General features: G+C 63.6%; 22 protein-coding genes and 1 other RNA gene. 11 read left to right on the top strand and 12 right to left on the bottom strand.

The features are described 5' to 3' along the window. Positions 1 to 37: 37 nt before the first annotated feature. The 3 genes from ssrS to ACMFWR_RS16260 all read right to left on the bottom strand — a co-directional run bounded on the left by ssrS (position 38) and on the right by ACMFWR_RS16260 (position 923). Positions 38 to 217: non-coding RNA, 6S RNA (ssrS, locus tag ACMFWR_RS16270), on the bottom strand. 59 nt (positions 218 to 276) lie between these two features. Next, a complete protein-coding gene (locus tag ACMFWR_RS16265; RefSeq protein ID WP_413192632.1) occupies positions 277 to 603 on the bottom strand; it encodes a cell division protein ZapA in 327 nt (108 codons plus the stop codon). Then, positions 600 to 923, bottom strand: coding sequence for an ATPase (locus tag ACMFWR_RS16260; protein ID WP_413192631.1), 324 nt, complete (start codon positions 921 to 923; stop codon positions 600 to 602). The genes ACMFWR_RS16265 and ACMFWR_RS16260 overlap by 4 nt, the downstream gene beginning before the upstream one ends. A gap of 317 nt (positions 924 to 1,240) precedes the next feature. On the opposite strand from ACMFWR_RS16260, the gene ACMFWR_RS16255 reads away from it, so the two are divergent. Genes ACMFWR_RS16255 through ACMFWR_RS16235 form a run of 5 tightly spaced genes read left to right on the top strand, consistent with a single transcriptional unit; the run spans position 1,241 to position 5,927 of the window. Then, positions 1,241 to 2,335 (top strand): FecCD family ABC transporter permease, encoded by a 1,095-nt coding sequence (locus ACMFWR_RS16255; RefSeq protein WP_413192630.1) that lies wholly within the window; start codon positions 1,241 to 1,243, stop codon positions 2,333 to 2,335. Then, positions 2,332 to 3,132, top strand: coding sequence for an ABC transporter ATP-binding protein (locus ACMFWR_RS16250; RefSeq protein ID WP_413192629.1), 801 nt, complete (start codon positions 2,332 to 2,334; stop codon positions 3,130 to 3,132). The genes ACMFWR_RS16255 and ACMFWR_RS16250 overlap by 4 nt, the downstream gene beginning before the upstream one ends. 35 nt (positions 3,133 to 3,167) lie before the next feature. Then, positions 3,168 to 4,292, top strand: coding sequence for a nicotinate-nucleotide--dimethylbenzimidazole phosphoribosyltransferase (cobT, locus tag ACMFWR_RS16245; RefSeq protein ID WP_413192628.1), 1,125 nt, complete (start codon positions 3,168 to 3,170; stop codon positions 4,290 to 4,292). Further along, on the top strand, positions 4,282 to 5,121 hold the full coding sequence (locus ACMFWR_RS16240) for an adenosylcobinamide-GDP ribazoletransferase (protein WP_413192627.1): 840 nt from the start codon (positions 4,282 to 4,284) through the stop codon (positions 5,119 to 5,121). Before cobT ends, ACMFWR_RS16240 begins: the two co-directional genes overlap by 11 nt. Next, positions 5,118 to 5,927 carry a histidine phosphatase family protein gene (locus ACMFWR_RS16235; RefSeq protein ID WP_413192626.1) on the top strand — a complete coding sequence of 270 codons (810 nt, stop codon included), beginning with the start codon at positions 5,118 to 5,120 and terminating at the stop codon, positions 5,925 to 5,927. Before ACMFWR_RS16240 ends, ACMFWR_RS16235 begins: the two co-directional genes overlap by 4 nt. Positions 5,928 to 5,940: 13 nt before the next feature. On the opposite strand, the gene ACMFWR_RS16230 is transcribed toward ACMFWR_RS16235, so the two are convergent. Next, a complete protein-coding gene (locus tag ACMFWR_RS16230) occupies positions 5,941 to 6,942 on the bottom strand; it encodes a cobalamin-binding protein (protein WP_413194930.1) in 1,002 nt (333 codons plus the stop codon). Between the two features lie 29 nt (positions 6,943 to 6,971). Continuing rightward, complete coding sequence (cobU, locus tag ACMFWR_RS16225) at positions 6,972 to 7,544, bottom strand: bifunctional adenosylcobinamide kinase/adenosylcobinamide-phosphate guanylyltransferase (protein WP_413192625.1); 573 nt, start codon at positions 7,542 to 7,544, stop codon at positions 6,972 to 6,974. A 187-nt stretch (positions 7,545 to 7,731) separates the two neighbouring features. Between cobU and ACMFWR_RS16220 the strand changes: the two genes are divergently transcribed. Next, entirely contained in the window at positions 7,732 to 8,361 is a 630-nt protein-coding gene (locus ACMFWR_RS16220) for an AAA family ATPase (protein ID WP_413192624.1), read from the top strand. Between the two features lie 3 nt (positions 8,362 to 8,364). On the opposite strand, the gene panD is transcribed toward ACMFWR_RS16220, so the two are convergent. Genes panD through ACMFWR_RS16200 form a run of 4 tightly spaced genes read right to left on the bottom strand, consistent with a single transcriptional unit; the run spans position 8,365 to position 10,755 of the window. Then, positions 8,365 to 8,760, bottom strand: coding sequence for an aspartate 1-decarboxylase (gene panD, locus ACMFWR_RS16215; RefSeq protein WP_413192623.1), 396 nt, complete (start codon positions 8,758 to 8,760; stop codon positions 8,365 to 8,367). Positions 8,761 to 8,810: 50 nt separating this feature from the next. Beyond that, the gene (gene panC / locus ACMFWR_RS16210; RefSeq protein WP_413192622.1) at positions 8,811 to 9,644 is read right to left on the bottom strand and encodes a pantoate--beta-alanine ligase; all 834 of its coding nucleotides are present in this window, start codon (positions 9,642 to 9,644) and stop codon (positions 8,811 to 8,813) included. Between the two features lie 34 nt (positions 9,645 to 9,678). Then, complete coding sequence (locus tag ACMFWR_RS16205; RefSeq protein ID WP_413192621.1) at positions 9,679 to 10,539, bottom strand: segregation and condensation protein A; 861 nt, start codon at positions 10,537 to 10,539, stop codon at positions 9,679 to 9,681. Between the two features lie 30 nt (positions 10,540 to 10,569). Continuing rightward, positions 10,570 to 10,755 (bottom strand): DUF3460 family protein, encoded by a 186-nt coding sequence (locus ACMFWR_RS16200; protein ID WP_413192620.1) that lies wholly within the window; start codon positions 10,753 to 10,755, stop codon positions 10,570 to 10,572. A 460-nt stretch (positions 10,756 to 11,215) separates the two neighbouring features. On the opposite strand from ACMFWR_RS16200, the gene ACMFWR_RS16195 reads away from it, so the two are divergent. Next, positions 11,216 to 12,940, top strand: a complete 1,725-nt coding sequence (locus ACMFWR_RS16195; protein ID WP_413192619.1) for an autotransporter assembly complex protein TamA — start codon at positions 11,216 to 11,218, stop codon at positions 12,938 to 12,940. A gap of 2 nt (positions 12,941 to 12,942) precedes the next feature. Continuing rightward, positions 12,943 to 17,262, top strand: coding sequence for a translocation/assembly module TamB domain-containing protein (locus tag ACMFWR_RS16190; RefSeq protein WP_413192618.1), 4,320 nt, complete (start codon positions 12,943 to 12,945; stop codon positions 17,260 to 17,262). 29 nt (positions 17,263 to 17,291) lie between these two features. On the opposite strand, the gene ACMFWR_RS16185 is transcribed toward ACMFWR_RS16190, so the two are convergent. The 3 genes from ACMFWR_RS16185 to ACMFWR_RS16175 form a co-directional block, all read right to left on the bottom strand. Beyond that, positions 17,292 to 18,053, bottom strand: coding sequence for a hypothetical protein (locus tag ACMFWR_RS16185; protein WP_413192617.1), 762 nt, complete (start codon positions 18,051 to 18,053; stop codon positions 17,292 to 17,294). An 81-nt stretch (positions 18,054 to 18,134) separates the two neighbouring features. Further along, positions 18,135 to 20,282 carry a methionine--tRNA ligase gene (gene metG, locus ACMFWR_RS16180; RefSeq protein WP_413192616.1) on the bottom strand — a complete coding sequence of 716 codons (2,148 nt, stop codon included), beginning with the start codon at positions 20,280 to 20,282 and terminating at the stop codon, positions 18,135 to 18,137. A gap of 370 nt (positions 20,283 to 20,652) precedes the next feature. Further along, positions 20,653 to 21,294 carry an OmpA family protein gene (locus tag ACMFWR_RS16175; RefSeq protein ID WP_413192615.1) on the bottom strand — a complete coding sequence of 214 codons (642 nt, stop codon included), beginning with the start codon at positions 21,292 to 21,294 and terminating at the stop codon, positions 20,653 to 20,655. 447 nt (positions 21,295 to 21,741) lie between these two features. On the opposite strand from ACMFWR_RS16175, the gene apbC reads away from it, so the two are divergent. The 3 genes from apbC (at position 21,742) to dcd (ending at position 24,156) form a co-directional block, all read left to right on the top strand. Next, the gene (gene apbC, locus ACMFWR_RS16170; protein WP_413192614.1) at positions 21,742 to 22,830 is read left to right on the top strand and encodes an iron-sulfur cluster carrier protein ApbC; all 1,089 of its coding nucleotides are present in this window, start codon (positions 21,742 to 21,744) and stop codon (positions 22,828 to 22,830) included. A gap of 125 nt (positions 22,831 to 22,955) precedes the next feature. Continuing rightward, complete coding sequence (locus tag ACMFWR_RS16165) at positions 22,956 to 23,429, top strand: superoxide dismutase family protein (protein ID WP_413194929.1); 474 nt, start codon at positions 22,956 to 22,958, stop codon at positions 23,427 to 23,429. Positions 23,430 to 23,586: 157 nt separating this feature from the next. Then, positions 23,587 to 24,156 carry a dCTP deaminase gene (dcd, locus tag ACMFWR_RS16160; protein WP_413192613.1) on the top strand — a complete coding sequence of 190 codons (570 nt, stop codon included), beginning with the start codon at positions 23,587 to 23,589 and terminating at the stop codon, positions 24,154 to 24,156. Position 24,157 lies beyond the last annotated feature (1 nt).

The raw sequence follows: 24,157 nt of genomic DNA, 5'->3' as shown, positions 1-24,157 counted from the left end.
GAAAAACGGCGTTGGCCTGCAGCCAACGCCGTTTGGTATGGTCCCCACCTTGGCCGCTAGGCCGGCATCCTGAACCGGAGGTTCAAGACGGTTGCGGTCAGAAGCGCTTCGGGTTCATCAGACAGAGTGACGCCCACGCCCGCGCTACAATTTCCACAACCTTGCACATGGCATTGGTTCAAGGAATTTATGACCTTGGCGAACCAGGCAGGGAAGCTTTGAAACTGTTTGAATCACGTTGCTCTATGTATGAACAACCGGTCAACTTTCAAGAGCTCACTGCGCTGAAGGCGGTGTCTCGAGTTGTCCGATCGCTGCATCGAGCTGCGAATTCATGAGGCCCATTGTACGCCGGATTTCTTCGACGGGAAAAGCCTCTCCGTGACGAATGCTCTTTTGCACCTTAAGCAATTCCGACGCCAGAGACAGTGCAGCAAGCACGGCAACACGATCGGTGCCACGCACTGAACTCGAATTGCGCGCCTTGTTCATTTCCGAATCGACGCGCTGTACAGCTTCGAGCAACGCGGCTTCAGCTTCGGGCGCGCACGCGAGCCGATACGACTGGCCCATGATCTGAACTTCGATCTGTTTAGTACTCATTGCGCGTCCCCTTGAGGCGTGTTCGTCACAGGAGCGAGCAGATCGAGCTGACTCTCATCCGTGCGGCTGTGCGGCAGCTTCTCGAGGATCGCGTTGAGGCGCACTTGCGCATCGTCGATCTTCGACGACAGCGCGTCACGCTCGGCGCGCAGTGCGTCGCGCTCCCCGCGCAGCGCTTCGATCTCGGCATGCAACGCATCGCGCTCGTCGCGCGTATGCCCAAGCTGCGACTCGAGTTCGCGCAACCGATGCTGGTGTTGGCCGCTGATCGCAATCAGCCGGCCTATATTTTTCGATAGTTGATCGAGTTCGTTAAGCATGTCTGCTGCGTCCTCACAAGGCTTGCCATTCTAACTCCAATCGTTGCCGGCTCAGAGAGTCGAAACGACCGGTTACGATTCGGGGCTGCTTTCTTGACGCTCACCGGGGGCCTCCCTACACTGGCGCACGCTCGAATGCCCGGTCGCACAGACGCCGCGCGAATCGAGAATAAAAGTCGGTGTTTCCGTAAATCGCCGATATTTCTATGCTGAGTCGCACGCGTCTGAGCGAATCGCCAACGCGGTCGATATCCGTGATCTATCCGCGCCGCACGATGCGAAAGGAGAGGGGCTGTGACATCGAGGACCCCGCGCCGATGACGGCGAAACGGGCATACGGAATCTGGGCCGGGCTGGCGGTCATTGCGCTGTTCATTCTTGGCGCGTCGGTCTGCGTCGGCAGCGTGACCATTGCTCCGCATACCTTGTGGAGTGCGTTGCGCGATGCGGTTCAGATCGGACATGGCGGCACCATGGCCGGCGGTGCGGAGGCGGGTGGTGCGATCGCCGTCGGCGACGCAGCGTCCGCGACCGTGACGGCCGCGAACGCGCAGACCGCGCTTGCGCGCGAGATCATCTTCCAGCTGCGCCTGCCGCGAGCGCTCGCGGGGTTTGCCTGCGGCGCGCTGTTGTCGCTCGCCGGTGCGTTGCTTCAGGTCCTGTTGCGCAACCCGTTGGCCGATCCCTACGTATTGGGCATCTCAGGTGGTTCGGCGGTGTTTGCGCTGCCGGCGATGTGGCTCATGCTGCCGTGGTGGGGCGTCGACGGCGCGGCATTCGGCGGTGCGATGGCATCCATGGCGCTGATGCTCGCGCTCACGCGCGGCGATCTGTGGCGCGCCGAGCCTCGCGATGTGTCACCGCGGCTGTTACTGACCGGGGCGGTGCTCGCCGCAGGCTGGGGTGCGCTGATTACGTTGATGCTGAGTCTCGCGCCGGACTCACGGCTGCGGGGCATGGTGTTCTGGTTGTCCGGCGATCTCGACGGCGTCGAGCGTGCGTGGCCCGCCTGGATCGCGCTGGTGGTGGCGGTGTGCGTGTCGACACCGCTCGCGCCGCGGCTCAATGCGTTGTTGCGCGGCGAAGCGCTTGCGCAGTCGGTGGGGATCGATGTGGCGCCGCTGCGCCGGCGGATCTACGTGATCGCCTCGCTGGCAACGGCCGTCGCGGTGACCACGGCCGGCACGATCGGCTTCGTCGGGCTGATCGTCCCGCATATGCTGAGGCTCGCATTCGGCAATGATCAGCGCATGCTGCTGCCCGCATCGGTGCTGGCCGGCGGCGCGCTCGTCGCCGCAGCCGACCTTGCCGCGCGCACGATCGTCGCACCGACTCAATTGCCCGTCGGCGTGATCACGGCATTGATCGGCGCGCCGGCCTTTCTTTATATCCTGCTTGGAAAACGTCGATGACGGACTCGCTCGAACTCGTCGACATCGGGCTGAAGGCGGGTGCGCGCGTGCTCGTCGAACGCCTTTCGATCCGCGTCGAGGCCGGCCAGATGTGGTGTGTCGCGGGGCCCAACGGCGCCGGCAAGACGACCTTGATCGACGTAATCGCCGGCCTGAGGCGGCCGTCGTCCGGGCAGGTCGAGCTCGACGGGCGCGCCTTGACGCAATGGACGAACGAGGCGCTTGCGCGTCGTCGCGCGCTGATGCCGCAATCGACGCACGACGCGTTCGGGTCCACGGCGCTTGACACCGTGCTGATAGGCCGGCATCCCTGGATCGGCGGCTGGGGATGGGAGAAAGACGCGGACCTCGACATCGCGCGCCGCGCGCTCGATGCGCTCGGTATCGGTGCGCTCGCGCAGCGCGACGTCACGACGCTGTCGGGCGGCGAGCGCCAGCGTGTCGCGCTCGCGACAGCCTTGTGCCAGGACGCGGCATTGATGTTGCTCGACGAGCCTCTGTCGCATCTTGATCCTCGACACCAGATCGAGAGTCTGGCGGTCTTGCGGCGCTGGATATCGACCGGGGCCGAGCGGCGCGCGGTCGTCTTCTCGTGTCACGACCTGAACCTCGCGCGCGAGTTCGCCACCCATGCCGTGCTGTTCGATGGTGCGGGTGCAGCCGTGTGCGGGCCGGTGCTCGACGTGTTGACGCCCGAGCATGTGAGTCATGCGTTTGGATTCCCGCTTGTCCTGCTCAGCGACGGCGAACGTAGAATGCTGGTTCCGCGTCTCGATTCGTCGATCGAACGCTGGTGAGTACCCTCCAATAACAACGTATATAGATCTTAGACATGTCGACTGCCCGCACGCTTTCAATGCCTTACAAGGCGCCCGTCATCACACCGCTTCACGAAGCGGGCATCGGCGATGACGGCGGGGCAGCGGATGCCGGGTTCTGTGCACGCCTGCAGCACGCGATCGACACCAAGACGAAACCCGTCGGCAGCCTCGGCGCACTCGAGACACTCGCCTATCAGATCGGTCGGATTCAACAGAGCCTGCGCCCGGCGATCCGCCGCCCGGCCATCATTGTGTTTGCCGGCGATCACGGTATCGCGGCGCAGGGCGTGAGTCCGTTTCCGCAAGCCGTCACCGTCCAGATGGTGATGAACTTCCTCGCGGGCGGTGCGGCGATCAACGCATTCTCGCGGTCGGCGCGCGTCGAGCTCGAGGTCGTCGACGCGGGTGTCGCGACCGAGATCGAGCATCCCGGCAATCTGGTCGTACGCGCGGTCGCGCGCGGCACACGCGATTTTTCCGTCGAACCCGCGATGACCGATGAACAGCTCGTTCAGGCACTCGCATCGGGCGCGGAACGCGTCGACTATCAGGCGGCGATGGGCAGCAATACGATCGGCTTCGGCGAAATGGGGATTGCGAACACATCGGCGGCGGCCTGCCTGATGAGCCGGTTGCTCGACTTGCCGATCGATGCATGCGTCGGACGCGGCACGGGCCTCGACGATGCGGGTGTCGCACACAAGCGTGCCGTGCTCGCCGCAGCCCTTGAGCGCCACCCGGCGAGCCCCGATCCGCTGGTCACCCTGGCCACGTTTGGTGGTTTTGAAATCGCGATGATGACCGGTGCGTACCTGGCCGCAGCGCATGCGCGCATGACGATCCTCGTCGATGGGTTTATCGCAACCGCAGCGCTGCTTGCCGCTTCGAAGATCAATGCTCGGGTGCTCGACTACTGCGTGTTTGCGCATTCGTCGGGCGAACATGGGCACCAGCTGATGCTCGAGAAGCTCGGTGCGAAGCCCCTGTTGTCGCTCGGACTGCGTCTGGGCGAGGGCACGGGCGCCGCGCTTGCGGTCCCGCTCGTGCGAGCGGCCGCGAGCTTTTTGAGCGAAATGGCGAGCTTCGAGTCGGCGGGTGTCAGCGACCGAAGCGACGCGCCCTCGGATGAGCACTGACCGGCACCGCAACATGGGCGGCACGCGCCTCGGGGCGGCGGCGGTCCGCGAGGTGCGCTACGCACTGACCGCACTCGGGTACTTCACACGCGTGCCGGTGCCGAAGTGGGTCGGCTTCGAACCGCATTACCTGCAAGCGGCGGCGCGGTGGTTTCCGTTTGTGGGGCTGCTTGTCGGCGCGGTGTCGGCGGCTGTCTATCTTGTGTGCGCGCAGTGGTTCATGCCGGGCGTCGCCGTGCTGCTCTCGATGGCCGCATCGCTGCTGATGACGGGCGCGTTCCATGAAGACGGACTGGCCGACTGTTGCGATGCCTTCTGGGGCGGCTATTCGCGCGAGGACGTGCTGCGCATCATGCACGACTCCCGCATCGGCGCATTCGGAGCGATCGGTCTGGTGATTTCGCTTGCGCTCAAGTGGCAGGCACTGACCGCGTTGAGCGTCTCTCACGTGTCGGCGTCTGCGTCGGTTTCGGGGTCGGCGCGCGTGGCGGTGTTGTTGATTGCTGCGCATGCTGCGAGTCGCGCCGTGGCTATCAGCTATGTCAGAGACCTCGACTATGTGCGGGCCGAAGGCAAGGCGAAGCCTGTGGTGCGGCGCCTTGGCGTTGGCTCGCTGGTTTGGGTCATGTTGACGGGCCTACCCTGGATATTCTGGCCCGACTGGCGGCTCGGCGCCCTGACGCTCGTGTTGCTCGCCGTGATCCGTCTTGCATTGGGCCGCTGGTTTGCACGGCGCATCGGCGGCTATACGGGAGACTGTCTCGGTTTCGCCCAGCAGATCTTCGAGATCACGCTCTATCTGACCGCGCTGGCCTGGGTCGCACGATGAACGCCACAGTGCCGGCTTCGGGAGACGGTGCTTGCGTCGAATCGAAGCGTATCGGATCGAAGCACATCGGAAGGCATCGCATCATCGATCTCGTTCTCGTACGACACCCCGAAGTCGCGATCGCGCCGGGTATCTGTTACGGACGCAGCAACGTTTTACTCAACGAGCCTGCCGGGATGTCGGCGAAGGGGATCGCGGCGCAGCTTGAGGCTTTGCAGGTGTCCGGACATCTGGGCGTCTACTCGAGTCCGCTTGATCGATGCGCGACGGTCGCAGCGGCACTGGCGTCGCAGTGGGCGATGCCGTGTCATATCGAAGACGATCTGGTCGAACTCGACTTCGGCGACTGGGAGCTGCGGCGCTGGGACGACATCGATCGTATCGAGATCGACGCGTGGGCAGCCGATCTCGAACACGGCCGGCCTCATGGCGGCGAAAGCGCGGCAGCCGTCGCGCAGCGTGCACAGCGATGGCTTGCGCGCGCGTGTGAAAGCGAATTCGCCGCTAAACGACGGGCGACGCCCCACGACACACCTCGGACATCCTCTCAAAACGCCGCACGAACATCACTGCAAGCAGACAGGCAGACCGTCGTTGCGGTTACACACGCCGGCGTGATTCGCATGCTGGCGTCTCGTCTTCTTGAGGAATCCATCGCCGACGGTCTGAAGCGCCCACTCGACTTTGGTGCTGTTTGCCGATTCACCGGCGAGACGGTGGCCTTGGAGTCGACGGGAGCCTCGATCCGGTGGTCCCTGCAGGGGTGGAATCTGATGCCGGGCGCCGCCAGTCTGCCGCAAGCCTGAAGCGTATCCCGGTTTACTTGCCCAGATGCGCGCGCGCGACATCAAGATCCGCACACATCTGCGCGGCGCCGTCGGCGATCCGCGGAGCGGGGCGGTCCATCCAGTCGGCGTTGACCGCAAAAAGATTGTCGTGGGCGATTGCCGGGATCTGGGGCCACGCTTTCCAGCGATCGAGGCTTTTCGGCAATGTGTTGGCGTCGTCGTTACGTTTCGTGTTGCTGTCCGCGCTCATGACGCCTGCGCTGGCGGCGTCGTGTGTGTGGCTCGCATCGTTCGTGGCATCCGCGGTGTTCTTGTCGCTCTTGGTGCTCTTGCCGCTCTCGTCGCCGTAGCGCCCCGTCATGATCACGTCGGGGTTCGCGGCGATGACGGCCTCGGTCGATACGGTCGGGGCAACGGGGGCCAGTGACGCGAACACGTTGCGGCCACCGCACAGGCGAATCACGTCGCTGACCATATGACCGCCGCTCAGCGTCATGATCGGGTTGTCCCAGACCTGGTAAAACACGCTGACTGTCGGCCGATTCGCGTACTGCGCGCGCAACTGATCGATGCGCGCGGTGAAGTCGTTGGCCGCGCGATTGGCCACGGGCTCGGTGCCCATCAGCGCGCCGAGCTTGCGCAGGTTATCCGCAATGTCGGGCAGCTGTTTGGGTTCGCTCAGGAACATCGGAATGCCGAGCGCCTGCAACACCCCAATCTGACGCTGGACGTTGCCGTGCCGCCAGACGACGAGCAGGTCGGGCTTGAGCGCCGCGATTTTCTCGAGGTCCAGCGCTTTGTTGTCGCCGACACGGGGCAGTGCGCGTGCGGCCGGCGGGTAGTCGCTGTAATTGACGGCGCCGACGATTGCGTTGGCACCGCCGGCGGCATAGATGAGTTCGGTCGTGTGCGGTGCGAGGCTGATGACCCGATGCGCCGGTGCGGGCAGTGTGACCGTGGCGCCGCTGTCGTCCGTCACCGTGATGGGAGCCGCCAGCGCGGTTGCAGCCAGAGATGTCGAGACCGTCCACACCGTGACGATCGAAGCGAGCAACACGGCCCTCAAGGTTTCACCTGCATCGGCAAACCGGCCACCATCATCACGACCGCGTCGCAACGCGCTGCGATCCGCTGGTTGAGCCGGCCGAGGGCGTCCACGAAACGGCGGGTTTCCTCGCCCATCGGCACGACGCCGAGCCCGATTTCATTGCTGACAACGAAAACGGGGCCGCGCGCGGCGCCGAGCGCGGCGTCGAAGGCGTCGATATGCCGCGCCCAGTCAGGGTGCGGCGCATCGGAGCCGGCGGGATAGAACAGGCCCGTCAACCAAAGCGTGAGGCAGTCGACAATCACACAGGCGTCGCCCGCGTCGAGCACGGCTGCCGCGAGGTCGGCGCCGGGTTCGACGGTTTGCCAGTGGGCGGGCCGCCGGGCGCGGTGAATCGCGATGCGCTCGGCGAATTCGGCGTCGTCGGGCGTGTCCGTGGCGCCGGGCGATGCGGCGGTCGCCACGTAGCGGACCGCGCGCCCGGTCTGCTGCGCACAACGTTCGGCATAGGCGCTCTTGCCGGAGCGGGCGCCGCCGAGCACGAACACGGTTCGGGCCGATTGCGGCTCCAGGGCTCGCTGGGACATGGGAGAAATCACTAGGGAAGAAACACCAAGAGTGGTCAGCAAGCGGGGGCATTTACCGCTTGCGGGCGGTTTCGCAGATAATAAAGCGCCGCTCGCACCTGCGCACGTTCCGCAGCCGACGCGCGGCACCGGCACTCAACCAAGACCGAATCAGTTTCAAGACTACAACTTCGCTCCGGGAGACCTTATGGCGGTGATCGTTGTCGCGAATCCAAAGGGCGGCGTCGGAAAGAGCACGCTGTCGACCAACTTGGCCGGATATTTCGCCTCGCGCGGCGAATGGGTCGCGCTGGCCGACCTCGACCGCCAGCAGTCCGCGCATTCCTGGCTTGATATCCGTCCGGCCAGCCTGCCGGCCATCGAAGCCTGGAATATCAACCTCGACGATCCCCAGAAGCCGCCGAAGGGGCTCGAGCAGGTGGTGATCGATACCCCTGCCGGCGTGCACGGCAACCGGCTCGACATCTCGCTGGGCCTCGCCGACCGGGTGGTCGTTCCGCTGCAGCCCTCGATCTTCGACATTCTCGCCACGCGTGACTTCCTCGACCGGCTCGCCAAGGAAAAGGCCGTCCGCAAAGGCAACATCAAGATCGGGATCGTCGGCATGCGTGTCGACGCGCGAACCAAGTCGGCCGATCAGCTCCACCGCTTTATCGAAGGTCTCGATCTGCCCGTGCTCGGCTATATCCGCGACACGCAGAACTACGTCCAGCTCGCCGCGCAGGGGCTCACGCTCTGGGATGTGACGCCGAGCCGCGTGACGAAGGACCTCGAGCAGTGGGCGCCGATTCTCGAGTGGATCGAGAAGAAGGACTGAGTTTCAGACCGCTTCGAAGGCCTGCGTCGGCACGTGGTCGCGCGTGCCCTTGATGCGGTTGTGCTCGTCGACAAACACGAGATCGGGCTTGTGCTTGCCGCCTCGCACGTCCGCATCGTCGACCATCGCAAACGCGGCGATGATCACGAGATCGCCGAGCTGCGCGCGGCGCGCGGCCGAGCCGTTCAGCGAAATGATGCCGCTGCCGCGCTCGCCCTTGATCGCGTAGGTCGTGAACCGCTCGCCGTTGTTGATGTTCCAGATATCGATCTGTTCGTTTTCGGCGATGTTCGATGCATCGAGCAGGTCTTCGTCGATCGCGCACGAACCCTCATAGTGCAGTTCGCAATGAGTGACCGTTGCGCGGTGAATCTTCGACTTCAACATGATGCGTTGCACGTGCTGCTCCTTTGACGACGGGTTCGGGCAAGACGGAACTTGCCGCGACTTCAGATTTCGAGGTTGTCGATCAGGCGGGTCTGGCCGAGCTTGGCTGCCGCGAGGACGACGAGCGGCGCGTCGGTTTCGTCCGCACCCGGTGCACGCAGATTCACACGCTTGCGGATCGAGATGTAATCCGGCTTCCAGCCGCGGTCGACGAGCGTCTTGAACGTCTCGGCCTCGAGCGCTTCGAGGTCGCGCCGGCCGTCGAGCACCTGACGGCGCACGTCGTCGAGCAGTGCCTTGAGCTTCGGGGCTTCGGCCCGCTCTTCGGGCGACAGATAGCGGTTGCGCGACGATAGCGCAAGGCCGTCTTCGGCTCGCACTGTCTCGGCGGCGACGATTTCCGTGGGCAGCGCGAATTGCTGCGACATGCCGCGCACGATCATCAACTGCTGGTAGTCCTTCTTGCCGAACACCGCCACGCGCGGCTGCACGCACGAAAACAGCTTCGTCACGACCGTGCAGACGCCCTGGAAAAAGCCGGGACGGAACTCGCCCTCGAGGATGTCGCCAAGGTCTGCCGGCGGGTGCACGCGGTATTCCTGAGGCTGCGGATACAGATCCCGCTCCGTCGGTGCGAACAGCACGTAGACGTTTTCCTTCTGCAGCTTGTCGATATCTTCTTCGAGCGTGCGCGGGTACTTGTCGAAATCTTCGTTCGGCCCGAACTGGAGACGATTCACGAAAATGCTCGCCACCACGGGGTCGCCATGCTGGCGCGCAAGCCGCATCAGGGAGAGATGGCCTTCGTGGAGATTGCCCATCGTCGGCACGAACGCGATACGGTTCTGTCCGCGCAGCTGATCGCGCAGTTCGTGGATCGAGCTGATCACTTTCATCGGATCGGGTGTCCTTCGGAAGTCGGGTCGTTACTTAAGTCGGAAGATACGCAAGGCGCACGTAAATCGGCGCAAACGGCTCGGCCTGCGTGATTTCGATCAGCGATTCGCGCGAGAGCTCGAGCATCGCGATGAAGTTGACGACCATGACGGGCACGCCGCGCGTGACCTCGAACAAGTCGGCGAACTCGACGAACCGGGCGCCCTGAAGCCGGCGCAGGATCAGGCTCATGTGCTCGCGCACGGAGAGCTCTTCACGGCTGATCTTGTGGTGCGCGACCAGTTTGGCGCGCTTGAGCACGTCGGCCCACGCTTCGCGGAGTTCGCCGAGGTCCACGTCGGGGAAGCGCGGTGCGAGCGATTGCTCGATATACACCTCGGCGCGCAGGAAGTCGCGGCCGAGCTGCGGAATGTCGTCGAGCTTGCGCGCGGCGAGCTTGATCTGTTCGTATTCGAGCAGCCGCCGCACGAGTTCGGCGCGCGGATCTTCGGCTTCCTCGCCCGCGTCGGCCTTCTTGACCGGCAGCAGCATGCGCGACTTGATCTCGATCAGCATCGCGGCCATCAGCAGATATTCCGACGCGAGTTCGAGGTTGGTCCCGCGGATCTGGTCGACGTACCCGAGATACTGGGTCGTGACCTCGGCCATCGGGATGTCGAGCACGTTGAAATTCTGCTTGCGGATCAGGTACAGCAGCAGATCGAGCGGGCCTTCGAACGTCTCAAGGAAGACTTCGAGGGCCTCGGGCGGGATGTAGAGATCCTGCGGGAGCTTGAACAGCGGCTCGCCGTACAGGCGAGCAAACGCGATCCCGTCGACGACGTCGGGGGTCGAATCGGCGGCCGGAGCCGCGAGCGCGTCGTCGCTTACCTCAACGGGTACCGGTACGGTCATCGGCGTGGGCGCGTGGCGCGAATGGCGCGCTTAGAAATTCTGGTAGTACGAGTACGGCGTCTGCTCGACGCGCGACTCTTTTTGCTCAGCGCGCTCTTCGAGGTCGATCGGCTGCTTGTCCCACAGCAACGCGCGACCCTTGCGTTGTTCTTCTTCGAGCTGCGGGCGGTCGGCCTTGAGCTTGTTGATGAATTGGGTAATGTCCGACTGGTACATGGCTGGCTTTGCGCGATGAAGGCGCGGTTAACATCCAAGCGCGGGAATGCGCGAACGGGATTTTACCGCAATGCGAATCCGCACCGCAGTCTGTTTGCGTCAGGGGGCGATCGAGCGCGATGGATTGCCGATTCCGGCGCCGGATGTGGTGAAATAACGCCGGCCGGCGCAGCCAGCATCGGCGCTGCTTTCAAGGCTGACAGCTCGCGTGCGATATGCCGTCGCCGCGCTCATGTGACCCGCCCCCTTTTTAGGAGACTCCTGTTTGCCGGCCTGCGCCCGAGCCACCGTTGCTTGTTTGTCCCGTCCGGCACGGGGCGTCGGGGCGCGCGTGACGCGGACGGCCGCGCGCGTGCTTTGTCGGGTACTTCTTCGGCTGCTTAGTGTGCCGGGTCGCCATCACTTCGATGCCCGGGCGGGGGCCGTCACGACAGGGATCCTGGTGCGTTGCGCCTTCTTCATGGCGTGCCTGGTATGCGTTGCGACGCCGCTTGCTGTTCAGGCCAAGGCGAAATCGAACTACGTCGTCGACATCCACGCGCCGCGCGCGCTGCGCAAGCTGCTCGAGGCCCACCTCGACCTCGCGCGCTTTGCCGAACGCGGCGATCTGACAGAGGACGAATACGGGTTCCTCGTGACCGCCGTGCCGCGTCAGGTCACCGATCTGCTCGAAACCCAGGGTTACTTCACCCCTGCGGTCACCACGGACGAACGGGTTATCGACGGCAAGAAGCACGTCGACATCTATGTGGAGCCCGGACCGATCACGCAGGTCACGTCGCTGAGCCTGAATTTCACGGGCCCGGTATTACAGGAAGCACCGGCGCGCGAGACCGCGACACGCGAAGCGTGGTCGTTGCACGAAGGCGACCCTTTCAGCCAGGAGGGCTGGGACGCCGCGAAGAACGCCGCCCTCAAGACCTTGCAGGCCGAGCGTTATCTGGGCGCGAAGATCACGCACTCCGAGGCGCGGATCAATCCGGCCACCCACAAGGCGTCGCTGCAGGTCGACTTCGACAGCGGGCCGACCTTTACGCTCGGCGAACTCCAGATCGACGGCACGCGTCGCTATCCGGAGTGGATTGTCACGAACGTCAATCCGCTGAATGTCGGTGAAATATATTCGGCTGAACGGATTCAGGAACTTCAAAAACAAATTCAGGCCACGCCTTATTTCGCGAGCGTCGCACTCGATGTCGATAGTGATACTTCGCATCCCAACGACACGCCCATACGCCTGAAAGTCAGTGAATATCCGTTTCATTCGATTCGTACGGGTGTGGGATATAGCACGGATACGGGTCCCTATATTCAGGGGACGTATTCCTATCTCAATCTGTTTAATCGGGCGTGGGTATTCAGCGTAACCGGGCGTATCGAACGTGATCAGGATCAGGGGCAGGTCCAGATTTCGATGCCGCCCGGACGGTATGGATGGGTCAATAGCGCGCTTGCGTCTTATACGCGAAGTGATATTGAAAATACTGAAATATTCAGTATGCGGGCGGGTGTCCAGAGAGCGCGCACGTCGCAATACTACGATTTCACGTATTCGCTGCTTTATTATCGCGACCGGTTATTGCAGAACGTAGGTCCGGAAACGACGAGTTCGGCGCTGGTCCCGAACTGGACCTGGACGCGGCGAAATGTCGATGATCTGGTGTTTCCGCGCTCGGGCAATATTGTGACGGTATCGGCGGGGTTTGGACTCAAGCACGCGGCGAGTGATACGACCTTCGGGCGCGTCTATGCGAGCGGCCGTGAATACTTCCCGATCGGCAAGACCGATTTGTTTCTGCTGCGTATCGAAATGGGAGGGGTCTTTACATCGGGCAGTACGCTCGACGTACCAGCATCGCTGCTGTTCCGCGCGGGTGGCGCCAATTCGGTACGCGGCTACAGCTACGATAGCCTCGGCAACAACGTCAGCGGCTCCGTCATTCCAACCAAATATGTCATCACAGGATCGACCGAATACCAGCACTGGTTCTCCCACGACTGGGGTGCGGCCGTCTTCTATGATGCCGGCACGGCCACGGACAACTGGAATGAAAAGACGATTTACACCGGCGTGGGTGCGGGCGCGCGATGGCGCAGTCCGGTCGGCCCGGTCAATCTGGACCTTGCGTACGGGATTCAGGGTCACTCATGGCGTCCGTATCTGACGCTGGGAATTGCGTTCTGATCATGAATCAGCGACCGCCTTCAGACCGACCCGACGACGTATCGCAGCCTGGCGATGCGTCGGGCTCCGGCCTGCGCGCGACGGCGGATGATGCGCTCGCGCCGCACACGGGTCTTGGCGGCGGGTACGGCGCAGGCCCAGGGGGCGGTGGAGACGGTGGCGCGGGTGGCGGTGGAGATGCGGGCGGGAACGGTGGCGGCGAGGGGGGCGGAGATGAGGGCGATAAGGATCGCCGCACACGCCGCCGCGCAGCGCGCCGACGCGGCCGCTGGCTGCGCGCGGCTGTCTGGCCATTGGTGGCACTGGTTGGCCTGATCGCGGTCGCGCTCGGTTGCGCGCTCGGCGCCATTCAATCGGAGCAAGGCACTCAATACCTGTGGCAGGCGGCTGTCCAGTTGCTCGGCGGACGGCTCACCGGCACGCTCGAAAGCGGCGCGCTCGCGACGGGCGTGCGACTGTCGCATGTGCGCTGGCACGACTCGGGCACCGACATCGCGATTGACCATGCCGAAGGCAGCTGGCACCTCTCTCGGCAGCCCCTCAAGTTCACGGTGTCGTATCTTCGTGCGGGCACGATCGACGTGCGGATCGCGCCGTCGACCAGCACGAGCAAGACGACGCTGCCCAAAGATCTGCGCCTGCCGCTTGCACTCGAGATCGATGAGCTGCGCGCGTCGAAGGTCCGCATCCACGACGCGGCTTCGGTGGCCGAGTACGACGATTTGCTTGCGCGCGGCCGGACTGACGGACGGCACCACGAGCTTGCCGTCGACAGCCTGACGACGCCTTGGGGTGACGTGACTGCGGCTGCCAAACTCGATGGCGTCCGGCCATTTGCCTTGACCGGCGACGCGGGTTTTTCGGGCAAGGTCTCCGATCAGGCGATCAAGGTCGGCGCGCGGGTCAGTGGCTCGCTTGAAGAGCTGCATGCCGAGGTGGATGCGAGCGGCATGAAGCTCGAGGGTCATGCGAGTGCGGTTGCGATGCCGTTTGGCGACGTGCCGCTCAAGACGCTGTCGCTTGTGTTCGAGCATGTCGATCCGCGCACCTTCAGTCCAGGCGCGCCTCAGGCGGATCTGTCGTTGCATGCCGATGTGCGCCCGGTTGCGCCGAAGCCGGGCAGTACCGCGTTCACCGTCGAAGGGACGGCGTCGATCGTCAACGCCACGCCGGGTGAGATTGGCGACAACAAGCTCCCGTTGATCGAAGCGCATGCGAATCTTCATCTCGATCCGACCGAGCAGACGATCGATCGCCTGGTGATCCGCGTCGTCAAGGACGCAACCGTGACCGGCAGCGGCCAGCTCCACGACGGCAAAGGCCGGTTCGATCTGCAGATTGCCAACTTCGATTTGCGCACCTTGTCCACGGCCGTGCGTGCGACGCGCATCGGCGGGCCCGTGCAGATCGAGCTCAAGGACGGCAGCCAGCATATCAATGCGGACCTCGCTGACGCGGCGCTCGCCTTGCGCGCGCAGGCAGCGGTTAGCCTGACGCCTGCCCAGACGTCGATCGAATCGCTGAAGCTGCAGCTCGGAAGAGGGCGCGTGGAAGCGAGCGGATCACTCAAGAACGATCTGGCTTCGACGTATTCGGTCAAGGGCACGCTGACCGATTTCAACCCGTTCCCGATACTGGCTGCCCAGCCGGCGCCGAAGTCCGGGCCCAGGCCGACACGTACCCCGGCGTCACCACACGCCGCGGCGCCCAGCCTGCACGCCGCGACGGTTCCATCGTCCGCGGAAGCGGCATCGGCCGCTGCCGCTGCCGCGGTCCAGTCGTCGCCCGTCGTCGCGGGCGCGGCGCCAGCACCCAAAGCGCCGCCGCAAGCACGCACGACCGATTTCAGCGACACACGCGATGTGCGCATTTCAGGCACCCTGAGTGCCGATGGGGCGCTGGCCCCGCAGACCTCGGTCAAGGCGAAGTTCGCGTTACGTGATGCGGTCTATGCGGGCCTGCCGATGACGGGCGAGGGTGTCGTTCAGCTCGTCGGCACGCGGCTGCTGCCGAGCAACGTGTCGCTGTCCGTCGCGGGTAACGATGTCACGCTCAAGGGTAGTTTCGGTGCCGCGGGCGATCACTTGCTCGCGCACATCGACGCGCCGGCCCTCGACCGGCTCGGGTTTGGCGTATCGGGCACGGCCAAGCTCGATGCGGACCTGACGGGCACGCTCGCGCATCCGAATGCATCCGCCAGCTACGATGTCGAGCAGGTCGTGTTCGGTGACAACCGCGTCGGTCACGCGCAAGGGCGTGCCGAACTGCGCGACGGCGCGAACGGTGCGCTGACGCTCAATCTCGATGCGCGCGATATCGCCGTGCCGGGTGTGGCGCTCGCGACGCTCGCGGCGCATCTGAACGGCACCCGCGCGGCGCACACGTTCGACGCCGCCACGACGGGCAAGGTCGATGGCAATCCGGTCGATGTCTCGCTCGCAGGGCGCGGTGCGCTGACGGAAACGAAAGCAGGGACGTCGTGGGCTGGCACCGTCTCCAAACTCGAAAACCACGGTTCGCCGAATATCGCGCTTCGCTCACCCGTGCAAGTCAGCGTCGCGGACCAGAAGGTGTCGGTCGGCGCGACGCAGATCGCGATCGACACGGCGACGCTTGTGCTCAAGCAATTCGAACTGGATCACGGACGTATCACGTCGGCGGGCTTCCTCAACGATGTCTCGCTTGCTCGCGTGCTGGCGCTTCAGGCAGAACTCGGGGGCACGCCATCGACTATCAAGACGGACCTGGTGTTCGACGCAGACTGGGATTTTTCGCTGGCCAATACCGCATCCGGCCATATCGCGATCAAGCGGCGCACCGGCGATCTGCAATTCGATTCAGGGCGCGGCGTGGTGCCGCTCGGTTTGAAGCGTCTCGAAGCCGGATTGAGCTTTGAAAACGCGAACCACGCGCATCTGACCGCGGCGGTTGAAGCAAGCCGTGTGGGTTCGGCCAGCGCGGACCTGACCGCAGAACTCGCTGCGCGCGACGGCATGCTGACCGTCGAACGTGGCGAGCCGATTTCGGGAAAGATTCAGGCCGATGTGCCGGCGTTGAAAACGACGGGTGAGCTCTTTGGTCCCGCATACCTGCTTGGCGGGCGCGCGGCGCTCAACCTCACCGTGGCGGGAGAGCTCGGTAAGGGGCGACTCAGCGGTTCACTGACGGGGGACGATCTCTCGGTCACTGCCGTCGATCAGCAGGTCACGCTCAAAAACGGCATCGTTCGCATCGATCTGACGGATAACCGCGTCGATCTCAAGCAAGTCGAATTTCATGGCGCCGATGGTGTGCTCAAGGCCACCGGCGAAATTCAACTCGATCGCGACGATCCGCAGATCACGGCGCAGATCATTGCCGACAAGCTTCAGATCTTCGCGTCGCCCGAGCGGCAACTGTCGTTGTCGGGCAGCGCGGATCTCAAGCACTCGGGACCTGCGGGCGGGCTGGCCATCGACGGCAAGTTCACCGTCGATCATGCGCTGTTCGATTTGCCCGAAAGCGCAGCCCCCGCGCTGGGCGACGACGTCAAGATCGTGCGTACCGATGGCGAACTCGTGCAGGCGGGCCCCGCGAAGGGCGTCCCCGCCGCGGCGGAAAAGCCCGTCGGTCGATTCGCCCCTCGGGCGAACGTCTCGATCGATCTGGGCAAGGCGTTTTACTTCAAGGGCAGCGGTGCGGATATGTCGTTGCGGGGTGCGATCACTGTCGTCAGCGCGCCGAACGAACCGCTGCATGCGGTAGGGAACGTGCGTGTCGAACCCGGCTCGACGTATGAGGCATTCGGCCGCAAGCTCGAGATCGAGAACGGGTACTTCACGTTCAACGGGCCGGTGGACAACCCCGGCATCAATATCCTCGCGATGCGGCGCAACCAGGAATACGAGGCGGGCGTACAAGTGACCGGAACGGTGCGCGCACCGATTGCGCGGCTGGTGTCGGTGCCGGACCTGCCGGAATCCGAAAAGCTGTCGTGGCTCCTGTTTGGTCACGGCACGGATTCGACGACCAACCTCGGTCAGCAGAACACAATGTCGACGGCGCTCGCGTTGCTGGGCAGCACGGGCGGCAAGCGTATCGCTCAGACCTTCGGCCTCGACGAGTTCACGATCGGCCAAAGCGAAAACGGCCTGACCGATCCTCAGGTCGTGCAGATCGCCAAGGCGATCAACGAGCATTTCGTGTTCGGATATGAACAGGGTCTGCAGACGGCGCAGAACCTGTTCAAGATCACATGGACCATCACGCGCAACTGGTCCTTTGCGATTCACAGCGGCACGCTGAACGGCGTGGATATCGGGTTTAACCGCCGCTTCGATTGAAGCTCTGAGCGTGCGGTCGAGCTTTGGCGTTAAGCCGCGGTGGCTGTCAGACGCATGCTGTCGATATTCGGTCGAGGGACGCTCGAGTCGAATGCGCCCCGGGTCATCACCGACAGTTGTTCAGCCTTCGACATGGGGTCCACTGCGATCGGCAAGGGCTCCGCATCGATCGGCAGAGGATCTGCAGCAATGGGGATAACCTTGGGCTGCGTCCGGGTCGATACGGTATCCGGTGTGAGGATGGGCTTCGTGCGTGCCGTCTCGGTCTGCGCGACGCTTTTCGGGGATCCCTTGAAGAAGTTCGCCACGCTGGCAATGCGCTCCTTCCATACTTTTGCCGCGTTTTCGCGCCACGCGTTGAAGCCTTTGTTCATGCGCTCGCCAAGCGATCTGAATCCATCCGCCACCTTAGTGGGGAGCTGCTTGAAAAAGTCCGCGGTCTTGTGAAAAAAATCGCGTGCGCGTTCGGGCAAGGTTTTGAATGCATGCGAGACCTTCTCTCCAAAGGTCTTGAAGGCTCCGGCGACTTGCCCCGGCGCATTCTTGAAAAAATCAGCGGCGCGCTCGCGAAACGTCCGGGTGTCGGCCGTGACGGTGGCCGGTGGCGAACCGGCATGGCTGTCCGCCGGCTGCGTGGCTTGCGGCACGCTGCGTGCGACGCGATTCGACGCAAATGACACTTCAGGCCCGTTGGCGACGCTGTGTTCATGCGCGCCAGGGCGCGCCTGCGCGGGGACGAGCAGCGACTGGGGGTAGGACGGCTGGATGGATGCGGCGGAGGGGAGGTTCATCGTTCAATCTCCAAATGAATCGGAGCGTCCACGATAGGGACGCTCCGTCATCAAAGAATGAACGATGCGGCCGTATTTCTTTTACTTGACCCGCATGCCAGGCTTGGCGCCTGAGTTCGGCTCAAGGATATAGAGCCCCGGTTCTGCTTTCTCGTTGGCTGCCGAAGCGGCCAGCACCATGCCTTCAGACAGTCCGAACTTCATCTTGCGCGGGGCGAGATTCGCGACCATGACCGTCAGCTTGCCGACAAGTTGCTCGGGCTGATACGCGGACTTGATGCCGGAGAACACATTGCGCGTTTTCTCTTCGCCGACGTCGAGCGTCAGCTGCAGCAGCTTGTCCGACCCCTCGACCGCCTTGCAGTCGACGATAAGCGCGATGCGCAGATCGATCTTTGCAAAATCGTCGATCGAGATGATGCCGTCATCAGCGGAGTCATTCGCGCCGCCAGCCTTCGATGCGGCCGCTGCGTCCTTGCCCGCGGCCTTGCCCTTGCCGTCCGCCGCGGCCTTTGCTCCGCCAGCCTGTGCATCTGCCGCACCCGCAGCCGGTTGCAGCGATTCCTGGTTTGCCGCCACCAAGGCGTCGACTTGCTTCTGATCGACACGCGTCATCAGGTGCTGATACGCATTGACCGGATGCTGCGACGAGAGCGCGGCACCGGCATCGGCCCACTTGAGCGGAGCAATGCCGAGGAAACGCTCGACCGAAGCCGCCAGCGTCGGCAGCACGGGCTTGAGCATCAGCGTGAGCAGGCGGAACGCCTCGAGCGACACGCTGCACGCCTCGTGCAGCGCCTTCGCGTTCGCCGGGTCCTTCGCAAGCTCCCACGGCTTCACGGTGTCGACGAAGCCGTTCACGGCGTCGGCGAGCTCCATCGTCTGGCGCAGGCCCTTGCCGTATTCGCGCTGTTCGTAGAACGCCGCGACGTTCGGCACCGCATCGCGCAACTGGACCAGCAGCGCGTGGTTCATCGCGGCGTCGTCGACCCGGCCTTCGAACCGCTTGACGAGGAAACCCGCAGCCCGGCTGGCGATATTGATGTACTTGCCGACCAGATCACTGTTCACGCGCGCAATAAAGTCACCGAGGTTCAGGTCGATGTCTTCCATCGTCGCGTTGAGTTTTGCGGCGAAGTAATAGCGCAGCCATTCGGGGTTCAGGCCGACATTGATAAAGCTTTCCGCCGTGATGAAGGTGCCGCGCGACTTCGACATCTTCTGGCCGTCGACGGTCAGAAAGCCATGCGCGAACACATTGGTCGGCGTACGGTGACCCGAAAACTCGAGCATCGCCGGCCAGAACAACGTATGGAAATACAGGATGTCCTTGCCGATAAAGTGATATTGCTCGGTGTTCGAGCCGGGGCGCACCCATTCCTCGAAGTCCATGCCGCGCTTTTCGCACAGGTTCTTGAAGCTTGCGTAGTAGCCCACGGGCGCATCGAGCCAGACATAGAAATACTTGCCCGGCGCACCCGGAATTTCGAATCCGAAATACGGCGCGTCACGCGAGATGTCCCAATCGGCAAGTTTCGCTTCTCCCGCGTCGCCGAGCCATTCGCGCATCTTGTTGGTGGCTTCGGGCTGTGCGAGCTTGGCGACCCATTCCCGCAGGAACGATTCGCAGCGCGGATCGGACAGCTTGAAGAAATGGTGAGTCGAGGTGCGCCGCACCGGCGTGGCACCCGAAACGACCGAGTACGGATTGATCAGGTCTGTCGGGGCATACGTCGAGCCACAGACCTCGCACGAGTCGCCGTACTGGTCTTTCGAGTGGCATTTCGGGCATTCGCCCTTGATAAACCGATCGGGCAGGAACATTTCGCGCACGGGATCGTACGCCTGTTCGATATCGCGTTCGGCGATCAGGCCGGCTTCCTTGAGCGCGAGATAGACGCGCTCGGACAGCACACGGTTCTCGTCCGAGTCGGTCGAGTAATAGTTGTCGAACGAGATGCCGAAACTGTCGAAGTCGCGCTTGTGTTCTTGCCAGACGCGCTCGATCAGCTGGCGCGGGGTGATGCCTTCCTTTTCGGCGCGCAGCATGATCGGCGTGCCGTGCGTGTCGTCGGCGCCGACGTAATGCACCTCGTGGCCATGCATTCGCAGCGCACGCACCCAAATATCCGTCTGGATATATTCGACCAGATGGCCAATGTGGATTTGCCCGTTCGCGTAGGGCAGGGCGGACGTGACGAGGATGCGGCGCGGGGCTGTTGAGGGCATAGAGCAGGGCTAAGGGTTGAACGTGAATCAGGCCGGCGGCCGTTGGCCGTACAACTTGGCGCGGCGTGAACCGCGCGGGCTTGGGCGGGCGCCGGAGGAACGATTTTACCAGTGCGGCCAAAACTCACGCGTGGCGCGCTCCGAACCTGGAAAAAGTGGCGAGTCGTGGGGCCGGTCGGCCGGCGAACAGGCAAAAAAAACCGGGGCGAGAGAGCCCCGGAGCAACAACGACAAGAGGAGAATGGTGACGCACCCAGGTCACCAGGTGCGTACCGAATGTACAGACAGCGGCTGGTCGGCCGAGTTCGCTAAAATTTCGGAATTCTTTCTGAGATCTTGCGCGACGAGCCGTCGTGCCGCCGTGCTGAACTTAGCGCTGAACCGGGCGCAGATAGATTTCGACGCGACGATTCTGGGCGCGGCCGGCTTCGGTCGAATTGTCGGCAATCGGCATGCTCGAGCCGCGGCCATACGCGGTCAGTCGGGGTTGCGCGATGCCGCGCCCGACCAGGAAGTTCACCACGCTTTGTGCACGGTTTTGCGAGAGCGTCTGATTGAGCTCGGCCGAGCCCGTGCTGTCTGTATGGCCATCCACTTCGGCGTTCAGCTCCGGATGCTCGTTGAGCGTCTGGGCAACCTGATCGAGCACCGGTGCAAAGCTTGGCTTGATCAGGTAGCTGTTCGTGTCAAACGAGATCGAGCTCGGGATATTGACCTTGAGCGAACCGTCCTGCTGCTCGGTGATCTGGGTCCCGGTACCCTTCGTACCGCCACTAAGCTTGTTCTTGATGCCCTGCCAGTTGTAGCCCACGAGCGCGCCACCCGCCGCGCCGACCCCGGCGCCGATCGCGGCACCCTTGCCGCCACCGAGCAGTGCGCCGATCGCCGCGCCGCCCGCGGCGCCCGCGCCCGTGCCGACTGCCGTGTTCGTGCCCTGCTGCGTCGCGCAGCCGGCGAGCAAAGCGCCCGCAATGGTCAGGGTCGAGAGTTGGGTCATCAATCTTGTTTTCATCGTTACGCTCCAGTGTGACGTGTGTGACTTGTGTGACGTGTGTGACTTTCGAACAGCTCGGACAAACATCCAAAAACAGGCGCGATGTACCTACACGTACAAACGCGCGTTGGGCAACCGCGTGTGAAGCCGGCGCACGCCCCGGGTGCGACGGGCAGCCAGCCACGCGACCCGCGCTCTGCGCAGACCTGGTGCCTGCGAAGCCGGGCACGAGGTCTGCGCACGCAGCGTGAGCCGAGGGCTTCAGCGACTAAACGCTACAATAGGGCCTGATATTCGGCGCCTGCGGTAGCGCGGCGCCGACATGGCTTCAAACGATGCTCCGTCGAGCGCGCCGTCCAGCCCCTTTCGGGTGCGGCAAGCGTGCCGTGCAGTGCATCGCAGCGCAACAGCAGCAACAAATTTTTGCATTTTCGAGGACCGGTGTCCTGCCGGTGGCCATCACCTATGACGATTGACAGACAAGTCATCGACGCGGCGCTCGCGACCGTCGTCGATCCCAACACGCAGCGCGACCTGATCGCCAGCAAGGCGATCCGGAACGTGACGATCGATGGCGCGAATGTGTCGCTCGACGTGGTGCTCGGCTACCCGTCCAAAAGCCAGCATAGCGCGATGCACGACGCGGTCGACCGTGCGCTGGCCGCGGTGCCGGGTATCGGTTCGCGTACGATTCGTCTGTCGCAGGACATCGTCGCGCACGCGGTCCAGCGCGGTGTGAAGCTCCTGCCCAACGTGCGCAACATCATCGCGGTCGCTTCAGGCAAAGGCGGTGTCGGCAAGAGCACGACGGCCGCCAATCTGGCGCTCGCGCTTGCCGCCGAAGGCGCCAATGTCGGTGTGCTCGACGCAGATATCTACGGTCCGTCCATGCCGACGATGCTCGGCGTCGAGGGCCGCCCCGAGTCGACGGACGGCCAGACGATGGAGCCGCTGGTGTCGCATGGCGTGCAGGTCAACTCGATCGGCTTTCTGATCGAAAAAGACAATCCGATGGTCTGGCGCGGCCCCATGGTGACCTCCGCGCTCGATCAACTGCTGCGCCAGACGAACTGGCGCGACCTCGACTATCTGGTCGTCGACATGCCGCCGGGCACGGGTGACATCCAGCTCACGCTTGCGCAGAAGGTGCCGGTCACCGGCGCGGTCATCGTGACGACGCCGCAGGACATTGCCCTGCTCGATGCACGCAAGGGACTCAAGATGTTCGAGAAGGTCGATATTCCGATTCTCGGCATTGTCGAAAACATGAGCGTTCACATCTGCTCGAACTGCGGTCATGTCGAGCACATTTTCGGCTCGGGTGGCGGGGCGGCCATGTGCGCCGACTACGGCACGACGCTGCTGGGCAGCCTGCCGTTGTCGATGGGCATCCGCGAGCAGGCTGACGCCGGGCATCCGACCGTGGTCGCCGAGCCCGACGGCCCGGTTGCTGCGATCTATCGTGACATCGCGCGCAAAGTCGCGATCACGATCGCCGAAAAATCGCGTGACATGAGCTCGAAGTTCCCATCGATCGTCGTGCAGAACACCTAGACCGAGGCCGCATGAAGCGCCGACTTCTCCCGTCCGCATCGGGCTCTCTCCGCCCGGGCTCCCTGGGCTTCCTGGGCTCGTTGACCTCGCTGGCCGGCGTGTCGCTCATTGCAGCGACACTCGGGATGTCCGGATGCGCGCTGTTCGGGCAGCATGAGCGGCGTGCGTCGGTCGAGCTGCTGCCGGCGCCGGGCCTCGCGGCACACGGCACGGTCACGTTCGTCGACAACCCGGACGGCGTGCAGGTCACGTACAACCTCGCGGGTCTGCCGCCCGATTCCGATCACGGGCTGCATATCCACGACGCGAATGACTGCATCGGCGCCGGGCCGCAGGGTATCGGCGCCGTGTTCAACCCCTTGCCTCAGCCGGCCGCGGGGGCTCGCACCGCGCATGCGGAGGGCGATCTGCCCAATGTGCATGCCGATTCCACGGGCGTTGCCAACGGGTTCTTCGTCGTGCCCGACCTGTCGCTCGACGGGGTGCGTTCCATCATCGGCCACGCGCTTGTCCTGCATCGCGACCCCGACGACCCGTATGCGATGGCGCCGACGCTGCTCGACGGCCCGCGCCTCGCGTGCGGCGTGATCCGGCGTTAGGCGCCAGGTACTTGTCCGTGCGCAGGGTCATGTGGACGTATCGCGTGGACCTGTCGCGATCAAGTAAAATGCGCGTTTTTCCGTGCGGCCACCCGACTGACCGCTTCGCCCGGCAGACCGTAACGGTCGCCGGCATGTACCTTCCAGCAATCGCGACATGACCATCAAATCCGACAAGTGGATCCGGCGTATGGCCGAAGAGCACGACATGATCTCGCCGTTCGAGCCGGGTCAGGTCCGCACGTCGGCCGACGGCAGGAAGCTCGTGAGCTACGGCACGTCGAGCTATGGCTACGACATCCGCTGTGCCGACGACTTCAAGATCTTCACGAATATCAATTCGACGATCGTCGATCCGAAGAATTTCGACGAGAAGTCGTTTGTCGATTTCAAGGGCGATGTCTGCATCATCCCGCCGAATTCGTTCGCGCTCGCCCGTACCGTCGAATACTTCAAGATTCCGCGCAACGTGCTCACCGTGTGCCTCGGTAAGTCGACTTACGCGCGCTGCGGCATCATCGTCAACGTGACGCCGTTCGAGCCCGAATGGGAAGGCTACGTGACACTCGAGTTCTCGAACACGACGCCGTTGCCTGCCAAGATCTACGCGAACGAGGGCGTTGCACAGGTGCTTTTCTTCGAAAGCGACGAGGTCTGCGAGACGTCGTATGCGGACCGGGGCGGCAAGTACCAGGGCCAGCACGGCGTGACGCTGCCCAAGGCATAAG

The organism is Pararobbsia alpina, from assembly GCF_965118125.1.
In the GTDB taxonomy this organism is placed as follows: Bacteria; Pseudomonadota; Gammaproteobacteria; order Burkholderiales; family Burkholderiaceae; genus Pararobbsia; species Pararobbsia alpina_A.
This window is presented reverse-complemented; position numbering and strand designations above follow the sequence as displayed.

Coding starts and splice junctions, on each gene's coding strand:
- ACMFWR_RS16205 (WP_413192621.1), bottom strand. CDS start 10,539: ATGACCGTACCGGTACCCGTTGAGGTAAGCGACGACGCGCTCGCGGCT.
- panC (WP_413192622.1), bottom strand. CDS start 9,644: ATGAAAGTGATCAGCTCGATCCACGAACTGCGCGATCAGCTGCGCGGA.
- ACMFWR_RS16200 (WP_413192620.1), bottom strand. CDS start 10,755: ATGTACCAGTCGGACATTACCCAATTCATCAACAAGCTCAAGGCCGAC.
- ACMFWR_RS16250 (WP_413192629.1), top strand. CDS start 2,332: ATGACGGACTCGCTCGAACTCGTCGACATCGGGCTGAAGGCGGGTGCG.
- dcd (WP_413192613.1), top strand. CDS start 23,587: ATGACCATCAAATCCGACAAGTGGATCCGGCGTATGGCCGAAGAGCAC.
- ACMFWR_RS16260 (WP_413192631.1), bottom strand. CDS start 923: ATGCTTAACGAACTCGATCAACTATCGAAAAATATAGGCCGGCTGATT.
- ACMFWR_RS16175 (WP_413192615.1), bottom strand. CDS start 21,294: ATGAAAACAAGATTGATGACCCAACTCTCGACCCTGACCATTGCGGGC.
- cobU (WP_413192625.1), bottom strand. CDS start 7,544: ATGTCCCAGCGAGCCCTGGAGCCGCAATCGGCCCGAACCGTGTTCGTG.
- cobT (WP_413192628.1), top strand. CDS start 3,168: ATGTCGACTGCCCGCACGCTTTCAATGCCTTACAAGGCGCCCGTCATC.
- ACMFWR_RS16195 (WP_413192619.1), top strand. CDS start 11,216: ATGGCGTGCCTGGTATGCGTTGCGACGCCGCTTGCTGTTCAGGCCAAG.
- ACMFWR_RS16265 (WP_413192632.1), bottom strand. CDS start 603: ATGAGTACTAAACAGATCGAAGTTCAGATCATGGGCCAGTCGTATCGG.
- ACMFWR_RS16235 (WP_413192626.1), top strand. CDS start 5,118: ATGAACGCCACAGTGCCGGCTTCGGGAGACGGTGCTTGCGTCGAATCG.
- ACMFWR_RS16190 (WP_413192618.1), top strand. CDS start 12,943: ATGAATCAGCGACCGCCTTCAGACCGACCCGACGACGTATCGCAGCCT.
- ACMFWR_RS16165 (WP_413194929.1), top strand. CDS start 22,956: ATGTCCGGATGCGCGCTGTTCGGGCAGCATGAGCGGCGTGCGTCGGTC.
- ACMFWR_RS16255 (WP_413192630.1), top strand. CDS start 1,241: ATGACGGCGAAACGGGCATACGGAATCTGGGCCGGGCTGGCGGTCATT.
- apbC (WP_413192614.1), top strand. CDS start 21,742: ATGACGATTGACAGACAAGTCATCGACGCGGCGCTCGCGACCGTCGTC.
- ACMFWR_RS16240 (WP_413192627.1), top strand. CDS start 4,282: ATGAGCACTGACCGGCACCGCAACATGGGCGGCACGCGCCTCGGGGCG.
- ACMFWR_RS16220 (WP_413192624.1), top strand. CDS start 7,732: ATGGCGGTGATCGTTGTCGCGAATCCAAAGGGCGGCGTCGGAAAGAGC.
- ACMFWR_RS16185 (WP_413192617.1), bottom strand. CDS start 18,053: ATGAACCTCCCCTCCGCCGCATCCATCCAGCCGTCCTACCCCCAGTCG.
- metG (WP_413192616.1), bottom strand. CDS start 20,282: ATGCCCTCAACAGCCCCGCGCCGCATCCTCGTCACGTCCGCCCTGCCC.